Origin of the sequence: Pseudooceanicola batsensis HTCC2597 (assembly GCF_000152725.1) — a bacterium.
Lineage (GTDB): Bacteria > Pseudomonadota > Alphaproteobacteria > Rhodobacterales > Rhodobacteraceae > Pseudooceanicola > Pseudooceanicola batsensis.
In genome coordinates this window covers 722,792-731,359 of the sequence record NZ_CH724131.1, presented here as the reverse complement: position 1 = coordinate 731,359, position 8,568 = coordinate 722,792, and the positions used below count along the sequence as shown (strand labels likewise).

8 protein-coding genes are annotated in these 8,568 nt (G+C 67.3%); 4 read left to right on the top strand and 4 right to left on the bottom strand.

Translation table 11 applies throughout. The features are described from left to right. Positions 1 to 16: 16 nt before the first annotated feature. Complete coding sequence (locus OB2597_RS07680) at positions 17 to 577, bottom strand: lipid-binding SYLF domain-containing protein (protein WP_040609191.1); 561 nt, start codon at positions 575 to 577, stop codon at positions 17 to 19. Positions 578 to 728: 151 nt separating this feature from the next. Next, positions 729 to 1,724, bottom strand: a complete 996-nt coding sequence (hemB, locus tag OB2597_RS07675) for a porphobilinogen synthase (protein WP_009804973.1) — start codon at positions 1,722 to 1,724, stop codon at positions 729 to 731. 130 nt (positions 1,725 to 1,854) lie between these two features. Between hemB and OB2597_RS07670 the strand changes: the two genes are divergently transcribed. Both OB2597_RS07670 and mfd read left to right on the top strand, forming a co-directional pair. Then, positions 1,855 to 2,382, top strand: a complete 528-nt coding sequence (locus tag OB2597_RS07670; protein WP_009804972.1) for a hypothetical protein — start codon at positions 1,855 to 1,857, stop codon at positions 2,380 to 2,382. Position 2,383: 1 nt separating this feature from the next. Beyond that, complete coding sequence (mfd, locus tag OB2597_RS07665; protein WP_009804971.1) at positions 2,384 to 5,842, top strand: transcription-repair coupling factor; 3,459 nt, start codon at positions 2,384 to 2,386, stop codon at positions 5,840 to 5,842. A 9-nt stretch (positions 5,843 to 5,851) separates the two neighbouring features. Here the strand turns inward: mfd and OB2597_RS07660 are convergent, their stop codons facing one another. Then, on the bottom strand, positions 5,852 to 6,082 hold the full coding sequence (locus OB2597_RS07660) for a hypothetical protein (protein WP_009804970.1): 231 nt from the start codon (positions 6,080 to 6,082) through the stop codon (positions 5,852 to 5,854). Further along, entirely contained in the window at positions 6,082 to 6,735 is a 654-nt protein-coding gene (locus OB2597_RS07655; RefSeq protein ID WP_009804969.1) for an alpha/beta hydrolase, read from the bottom strand. The genes OB2597_RS07660 and OB2597_RS07655 overlap by 1 nt, the downstream gene beginning before the upstream one ends. A gap of 161 nt (positions 6,736 to 6,896) precedes the next feature. Here OB2597_RS07655 and iscR point away from each other — a divergent pair, with 161 nt between their 5' ends. Together iscR and OB2597_RS07645 are read left to right on the top strand one after the other, a co-directional pair. After that, positions 6,897 to 7,394, top strand: coding sequence for a Fe-S cluster assembly transcriptional regulator IscR (iscR, locus tag OB2597_RS07650; protein ID WP_009804968.1), 498 nt, complete (start codon positions 6,897 to 6,899; stop codon positions 7,392 to 7,394). A 118-nt stretch (positions 7,395 to 7,512) separates the two neighbouring features. Then, on the top strand, positions 7,513 to 8,556 hold the full coding sequence (locus tag OB2597_RS07645) for a cysteine desulfurase family protein (protein WP_009804967.1): 1,044 nt from the start codon (positions 7,513 to 7,515) through the stop codon (positions 8,554 to 8,556). The last annotated feature ends 12 nt before the right edge of the window (positions 8,557 to 8,568 follow it).

Below are 8,568 nucleotides of genomic sequence, written 5' to 3'. Positions count from 1 at the left end.
CCCTTGCCCCGGCCCGTCAGGGGATGATGCGGGTGTATTTCAGCCCTTCCAGCGTGGCGCCGAACCGCGCGCCGGCCTGTGCGAAGACATAGGCCACGACCGGCGACAGGCCGGAGTTCGTGTCGGTGCGCACATTCAGACCGTCATTGGAAAAGGCGTATTCGACATCCGCGCCAGCGGCCCAGCCTTCGTTGCGACGGAACCGTTCAAGCGAATCCTGGGTCATGAAGAACAGGACATGGGCGTATTGCTGCGCGCCGATCTGAAGTCCGACATTGGCGGCCGTCGCCGAGTAGTAGTCGACCGTGACGCCATCGATTCGCAGCGCGCCCTGGCCGTAGGATCCGCCCAGCCCGAACCCGGCTTCGGTGATGACCGGCATCACCAGGGTCGCGACCGACTTCGCGGCCACTTCGCGGCTTTCGGGGTATTTCTGATAAAGGTGCCCCAGCGTGGCATCGACGCGGGCGTCGATCTTCGGGCCGTTGGAGTTGCCGATGCCGTTGCCGCAAGCTGCGGTCAGTGCAAGGCCGGCCAGTGCGGCCAGGGCCACTGTTCGTCGGGTAAGATGTTTCATCGCTATCGCCTGTTTCTGGGCGCCGGAGCGCCGGTTGCTCGATCCGGCCTTTGCGGCCCGCCGGTTGTCCCGGCTTGGCGCAAGTATAGTGGGGCAGGTGGCGGCTGTCACCACCCATGGTGGGCTGCGCGGGCGACCGCCGAGCCGCCCCTCAGGCGAGCAGGCGCGCCATGTCGGGGGCGAAATAGGTCAGGATGCCGTCACAGCCGGCGCGTTTGAAACACAGCAGGCTTTCGGCCATGGCCTTGTCGCCGTCGATCCAGCCGTTCTGCGCCGCGGCGCGGATCATCGCATATTCGCCGGAGACCTGATAGGCGAAGGTGGGCACCTGCAACTCGCGTTTCACGCGGGAACAGATGTCGAGATAGGGCATGCCCGGCTTGACCATCACCCAGTCGGCGCCTTCGCCGACGTCCCGCGTCACAAGGCGCAGCGCCTCGTCCGAATTGCCGGCGTTCATCTGATAGGTCTTCTTGTCCCCCTGCAGGGCGCCGCTCGCGCCGACGGCATCGCGGAAGGGCCCGTAGAAGGCCGAGGCGTATTTCGCCGCATAGCTCAGGATCAGCACGTTGTGGTGCCCCGCCGACTCGAGCGCCCCGCGCATCGCTCCGATCCGGCCGTCCATCATGTCCGAGGGGCCGATGATGTCGGCGCCGGCCTCGGCTTGGCTCAGCGTCTGTCGGACCAGAGCCTCGACGGTCTCGTCGTTCAGGACCTCGCCATCCACCACAAAGCCGTCGTGCCCGTCGATGTTGTAGGGGTCGAGCGCCACGTCGGTCATGACGGCAAGCTCGGGGCGCGCCGCCTTGATCGCCCGGATGGCGCGGTTGGTCAGGTTCTCGGGGTTCCAGGCCTCGGCGCAGTCGCGGGTGCGCTTGTCCAGGGGCGTGTAGGGAAAGAGGCAGATGGCCGGGATCCCCAGGTCGGCCGCCGCCTTCGCCGCCTCGACCACGCGGTCGACGGAATACCGCACCACGCCCGGCATCGAGGGCACGGGCTCTTCCACGCCGTCCCCCTCGGTCAGGAAGACCGGCCAGATCAGGTCGCCCACCGTCACCGCATTTTCCTGCATCAGCGCGCGGATCGCCGGCGATTTCCGGGCGCGGCGGAAGCGTGCCGCGGGGTAGGGGGCGGTGAGAGCGGGCATGGGCCATCCTTGTCTTGATCCGGCGGTCAAGGGGTGGCATGGAATTCCCTACACCACAAGTGGGCCGATCCCGGCAGGACCCAGCGTCCGGCGCCGCCGGGGCTCAGGGCCTCTGGCAGGAGGCAGCCGTTTGGGCCTGACGGACACGATATTCGAAGTCATCGACATGCGGAGCTTTTCGAACCTGTGGTTCTGGATCGCACTGGCTGTGGTCTGGTCGACGGCCAGTCACTGGGTCCTGGGGGTTCCGTGGGATCTGGTCGCGCGCGCCCGGCGGCGGGGCGGCCACTTCACGCAGGATGTCGAGGATCTCGTGCGGATCTACGTCAACCGCATCCTGCATGTCGCCGAGGTGTCGGGACTGGTGCTGACCGTGCTGGTCTGTTTCGCGCTGACGACGATGCTGATCCTGGGCTTCGCCTACGGGGTCGAGTTCGCGCAGGCGCTTTTCCTGCTGTCCTTCCCGATGTCGGTGGTGGGTTTGCTGTCGCTCCGCTCGGCCCGGATCATCCGCAGGGACGAACCCGAGGGCGATGATCTCTACCGCAGGCTTCACATTCACCGGATGACGGTGCAGGTCATCGGCATGGTGTCGATATTCATCACGACGATCTGGGGCATGTTCCAGAATTTCTCGATCGGCGTTCTGGGAGGCTGAGATGGCGGGACCTGCGGATAGGGTCACCCTCGGGGGGGCACCCGAAGGGTTCGATGCGGCGCTTGTCCTGAGCGAGGCCGCGAAATGCGACGGTCCGGTCGTTCATATCGCCCTGGACGACAAGCGGATGGCCGCGATGGCCGATGCGCTGCGGTTCTTCGACCCGGCGATGCCGGTCCTGCAGTTTCCCGCCTGGGACTGCCTGCCCTATGACCGGGTATCGCCCAATGCGGATATTTCGGCCTCGCGGATGGCGACGCTGGCGGCGCTGGTCCACGGGATGCCTTCGCGTTTCGTGCTGCTGACAACCGTCAATGCCGCGACCCAGCGACTGCCCGCGCGCGACGTGTTGCGGGACGCGGCCTTCATCGCGCGGGTCGGCCACCGCATCGACGAGGCCGCGCTACGGACATTCCTCGTCCGCATGGGCTTTTCGCAGAGCCACTCGGTGACCGAGCCGGGGGACTACGCGATCCGCGGCGGGATCGTCGACATCTATCCGCCGGGCGAGATCGGGCCGGTGCGGCTGGATCTCTTCGGTGACGTGCTGGACGGGGCGCGGCGGTTCGACGCGGCGACCCAGAGAACGACCGAAAAGCTCGACACGATCGAACTGGCCCCCGTCTCGGAGGTGATCCTGGACGAGGCCGCGATCACCCGGTTCCGGCAGAACTACCGGATCGAGTTCGGTGCGGCCGGCACGGACGATCCGCTTTACGAGGCGGTCAGCGCGGGCCGCAAGCAGCAGGGAATCGAACACTGGCTGCCGTTCTTCCACGAGAGACTCGAGACGCTGTTCGACTACCTTCCCGATGCCTCGGTCATGCTGGATGAGCAGGTGACCGCCGCCCGCATCGCGAGGTGGGAGGCGGTTCAGGACCAGTACGAGACGCGACGTATCGCGCTGCAAAAGCGGGACCGGATGGATTCGGTCTACAAGCCCGTTCCGCCCGCCCTGATGTACCTGGACGAGGAAGGCTGGGACGCTGCGCTGGCCGTTCAGCGCGTTGTCCAGATGTCGCCTCTGCCGCGCGCCTCGGGGCCGGGCGTCGTGGACGGCGGCGGCCGGGTCGGGCGCAACTTTTCGCCCGAGCGGCAGCTGGAGAACGTCAGCCTTTTCGGCACCCTGGCGACCCATGTGCGGGCCAGGCTGGCCGAGGGGCCGGTGGTCATAGCCTCTTATTCCGAGGGGGCGCGGGAACGGCTGGACGGTCTGATCGAGGACGAGGGGCTGAAGGGCGCGGTGCATGTCCGCGACGCGGGCGGCGTCGGCAAGACGGGTCTGCATCTGGCGGTCTGGGCGCTGGAATCGGGGTTCGAGGGGCCCTGGCGGGATCGCCGGCTGACCGTGATCTCGGAACAGGACGTGCTGGGCGACCGGCTGATCCGCGGCGCCCGAAAGAAACGCCGCGCCGAGAATTTCCTGACCGAGGCGCAGAGCCTCAGCCCGGGCGATCTGGTGGTGCATGTCGATCACGGCATCGGCCGCTATCTCGGCATGGAGGTCATCACCGCCGCGGGCGCCGCGCATGAATGCCTCGTGCTGGAATATGCCGAGGAGGCGCGGCTCTACCTGCCGGTCGAGAATATCGAACTGCTGTCGAAATACGGGCACGAAGAGGGTCTGCTCGACCGGCTGGGCGGGGGCGCGTGGCAGGCCAAGAAGGCCCGGCTCAAGGAACGCATCCGCGAGATGGCGGACCGCCTGATCCGGATCGCGGCCGAACGCGCCCTGCGGCGCGCGCCTATCCTCGAGCCGCCCGAGGGGGCTTGGGACGCGTTCCAGGCGCGGTTCCCGTATCAGGAAACCGACGACCAGCTTGCCGCCATCGAGGACGTGATGACCGACATGCTGTCGGGACACCCGATGGACCGGCTGATCTGCGGCGATGTCGGGTTCGGCAAGACCGAGGTGGCGCTGCGGGCCGCCTTCGTGGCGGCCATGTCCGGCGTTCAGGTGGCGGTGATCGCTCCCACGACATTGCTGGCCCGGCAGCATTACCAAGGCTTCGCCGAACGGTTCCGGGGCTTTCCGCTCCAGGTGAGCCCGCTTTCGCGGTTCGTGTCGCAGAAGGAGGCGGACCGCACCCGCGAGGGGCTGGCCAAGGGAACGGTCGATATCGTCGTGGGCACCCATGCCCTGCTTGCCAAGAGCATCCGGTTCCACAATCTCGGCCTGCTCATCGTGGACGAGGAACAGAGGTTCGGCGTGGGCCACAAGGAGCGGCTGAAACAGCTCAAGTCCGACGTGCACGTCCTGACGCTGACGGCCACGCCGATCCCGCGGACGCTGCAACTGTCGCTGTCCGGCGTGCGCGACCTGTCGATCATCGGCACCCCCCCGATCGACCGTCTGGCGATCCGCACCTATGTCAGCGAATTCGATGCGGTGACGATCCGCGAGGCGCTGTTGCGGGAACGCTATCGCGGCGGCCAGAGCTTCTACGTCGTCCCCCGGATCAGCGACCTTGCCGAGGTCGAGGAATTCCTGAAGGCCGAAGTGCCCGAGGTCAGCTATGTCGTGGCTCACGGGCAGATGGCGGCCGGGGAACTCGACCAGCGCATGAACGCCTTCTACGACGGCAAGTTCGACGTTCTGCTGGCGACGACCATCGTCGAATCGGGGCTGGATATCCCGCGCGCGAACACGATAATCGTCCACCGCGCCGACATGTTCGGCCTGGCGCAGCTCTACCAGATCCGCGGACGGGTGGGACGGGCCAAGACACGGGCCTATGCCTATCTCACGACGAAGCCGCGGGTGCGGCTGACGCCGGCGGCCGAGAAACGTCTGAAGGTGCTGGGCTCGCTCGATACGCTGGGCGCGGGGTTTACCCTGGCCTCGCAGGATCTCGACATCCGGGGGGCGGGCAACCTGCTGGGCGAGGAGCAGTCTGGCAACATGCGCGACGTCGGCTACGAGTTGTACCAGACGATGCTGGAAGAGGCGATCGGCAAGATCAAGGCGGGCGAGCTGGAGGGGCTGACCGAGGCCGACGACCAATGGGCGCCGCAGATCAACCTCGGCGTGCCGGTGCTGATTCCCGAGGACTACGTGCCGGATCTCGATCTGCGGCTCGGGCTGTACCGCCGCCTGTCGTCGCTCTCGACCAAGGTCGAGCTCGAGGGGTTCGCCGCCGAACTGATCGACCGGTTCGGCAAGCTCCCGAAAGAGGTCAACACGTTGCTGCTGGTCGTCCGGATCAAGGCGATGTGCAAGCGTGCCGGCATCGCCAAACTGGACGGCGGCCCCAAGGGGGCGACGATCCAGTTCCACAACGACCGGTTCGCCAATCCGCAGGGACTGGTGGAATTCATCAAGGACCAGAAGGGACTGGCCAAGGTGAAGGACAACAAGATCGTCGTGCGGCGGGACTGGAAAAGCGATGCCGACAAGATCAAGGGCGCCTTCGCCATCGCGCAGGATCTGGCCAGGATGGCCGTGGCGGAAAAGGGCTGAGGCGGGCGGTCAGCCCGAGGACTTGCCTGAAGGCTTGCCAGCCGACTTGATCATCCGCATCGCCTTGCGCGCGGCAAGGCGGATGCGGATTTCGGTCAGGAAGGCTTCTTCCAGGGTCTGGGACGAGGTGCCGATGGATTCCGCCACCCTCATGAAGAACTGCTCGTCGCCGGTTTCGTCCATGACGCGGATGCATTCCTCGGCGAGCTTGGCGGCGATGCGTTCCAGCGAAGCCGACATCAGCGCGTCGTTTCGGTCAGCCGCCGCTTCACGTAGTCCGAGACGGAACCGATCATCGGCTCCATGAACGGATCCTCGAAAAAGTGCCCGGCGCCGTCGACCTGTTCATGGGTCACGGTGATGCCCTTCTGTTCCTGCAGCTTGCCCACCAGAGCCTCGGTATCGGCGGGGGGCGCGACGCGGTCGGCCGAGCCGTTGATGATCAGGCCCGACGAGGGGCAGGGTGCCAGGAAGGAGAAATCGTACATGTTGGCGGGCGGCGAGACCGAGATGAAGCCGGTGATCTCGGGGCGGCGCATCAGCAGCTGCATGCCGATCCAGGCGCCGAAGGAAAAGCCCGCGACCCAACAGTGCTTGGAATTGTTGTTCATCGACTGCAGGTAATCGAGGGCGGAGGCCGCATCCGACAGTTCGCCCACGCCCTGGTCGTATTCGCCCTGGGACCGGCCGACGCCACGGAAGTTGAAGCGCAGCACGGTGAACCCCATGCGGTGGAAGGCGTAATGCAGGTTGTAGACCACCTTGTTGTTCATCGTGCCGCCGAACTGCGGATGCGGGTGCAGGATGATGGCGATCGGCGCGTCGCGTTCTTTCTGGGGGTGGTAACGACCTTCGAGGCGGCCTTCGGGGCCGGGAAAAATCACCTCGGGCATATACGTCTCCTGTTTGGCGCCTGATTTCTTGACGACTTTGGTCAAGCACCTTAGAAAGATTCTAAAGCAGCGGCCCCGGGCCGCGGCCGACGGGTTCATGCGAGATAAGCTCTTGTTCCGGCGGCGTCAACGAATTCAAGACTCGTCAGGGGCACGAAGCCATGAAACTGAGCACCAAGGGCCGGTACGCGATGGTGGCACTTGCGGATATCGCCCTTCAGCCCGAGGGCGGGCTCGTCACGCTCTCGGACGTGGCGAAGCGGCAGAACATCTCGCTGCCCTATCTCGAGCAGCTCTTCGTCAAGCTGCGGCGGGCCGAGGTGGTGACCTCGGTCCGGGGTCCGGGCGGCGGCTACCGGCTGGCGCGGCCGGCGGCCGAAATCCGGGTGATCGAGGTGCTGGCCGCCGTGGACGAGACAATCGACGCGCTGCACAAGGGCGCCGGGGCCACTGGCGGGCTGTCCGGAACCCGCGCGCAATCGGTGACCAACCGCCTCTGGGAGGGGCTGAGCGCGCAGGTCTACGTCTTCCTGCACCAGACCCGGCTTTCGGACGTGGTGGGCAACGGGCTGGCGCCCTGTCCCGCGGTTCCGAACCTCTTCGCCGTGGTGGACGAGGCCGACGAGGTGGACGGGGCGGCCGGGGCGGTGCGCACATGAGCCGGCTCTCGCGACATGGGGGCGGGCTGCGGGGGCAGGGGACGCTGTCCCCTCTTGGCCCGTGCCGGGCCAATTCACCCCGGGGATACTTGCAGGACCAAAGAAGCGGGGGCGCGGCATGAGCCGGGTCTATCTGGATCACAACGCGACGATGCCGCTGCGGGCGGAGGCGCGGGCGGCGATGACCGCGGCGATGGACGTGGCGGGCAATCCCTCGAGCGTGCATGCCGAGGGGCGCGCGGCCAAGGCGCTGATCGAACGCGCACGGGCGCAGGTGGCCGCGGCCTTCGGCGCGGAGGGGGCGGACATCGTCTTTACCTCGGGCGCCACCGAGGCGGCGGCGCTGGCGCTGGCCGGCCGCGACCTGCTGGGCGCGGCGGTGGAACATGACGCGGTGGCGAGCCACGTGAGCGGGGATCTGCCGGTCGATCGGGCCGGCCGGGCGCGCCCGGCGGAGCCAGCGCGGAGCGCGCTCCAGCTGGCCAATTCCGAAACCGGGGTCGTCCAGGACCTGCCGGCGGGTCTCGCGGTCTGCGACGCGACGCAGGCGTTCGGCAAGATTCCCGTGGCGTTCAACTGGATCGGCTGCGACATGGCGCTTATATCGGCTCACAAGATCGGAGGCCCGAAGGGCGTCGGGGCGCTGGTGATGCGGCGCGGCACCGAGCTGGCGGCCCTGCTGACCGGCGGCGGCCAGGAAATGGGACGCCGCGCCGGCACCGAGAACGTGATCGGCATCGCCGGTTTCGGGGCGGCGGCCGAGGCGGCCGAGCGGGAGCTCGGGAGCGGCGCCTGGGCGCGGATCGCGGACCTTCGCGACGGGCTGGAGCAGCGTCTCCGCCAGGCGGCGCCGGAGGTGGAGATCGCGGGCGAAGGGGCCGCGCGCCTGCCCAACACGACCTGCCTGATCAGCCCCGGCTGGAAGGGCGAGACGCAGGTCATGCAGATGGACCTGAAGGGGTTCGCGGTTTCCGCGGGCTCGGCCTGTTCCAGCGGCAAGGTCCGCGAGAGCCGGGTGCTGCGGGCCATGGGATACGACGAGGCCGCCGCCGGGAGCGCGATCCGCGTGTCGCTCGGCCCCGGCACGACCGAAGAGGAAATCACGCGCTTTGCCGAGGCATGGCTGGCGCAGAGAGAGAAGCATCGCGCGCGCGCCGCGTGAGGAAGGACATCG

Bases quoted from the DNA above. Each gene is read 5' to 3' on its own strand.
- OB2597_RS07660 (WP_009804970.1), bottom strand. From the start codon at position 6,082: ATGTCGGCTTCGCTGGAACGCATCGCCGCCAAGCTCGCCGAGGAATGC.
- OB2597_RS07645 (WP_009804967.1), top strand. From the start codon at position 7,513: ATGAGCCGGGTCTATCTGGATCACAACGCGACGATGCCGCTGCGGGCG.
- OB2597_RS07680 (WP_040609191.1), bottom strand. From the start codon at position 577: ATGAAACATCTTACCCGACGAACAGTGGCCCTGGCCGCACTGGCCGGC.
- hemB (WP_009804973.1), bottom strand. From the start codon at position 1,724: ATGCCCGCTCTCACCGCCCCCTACCCCGCGGCACGCTTCCGCCGCGCC.
- OB2597_RS07655 (WP_009804969.1), bottom strand. From the start codon at position 6,735: ATGCCCGAGGTGATTTTTCCCGGCCCCGAAGGCCGCCTCGAAGGTCGT.
- mfd (WP_009804971.1), top strand. From the start codon at position 2,384: ATGGCGGGACCTGCGGATAGGGTCACCCTCGGGGGGGCACCCGAAGGG.
- iscR (WP_009804968.1), top strand. From the start codon at position 6,897: ATGAAACTGAGCACCAAGGGCCGGTACGCGATGGTGGCACTTGCGGAT.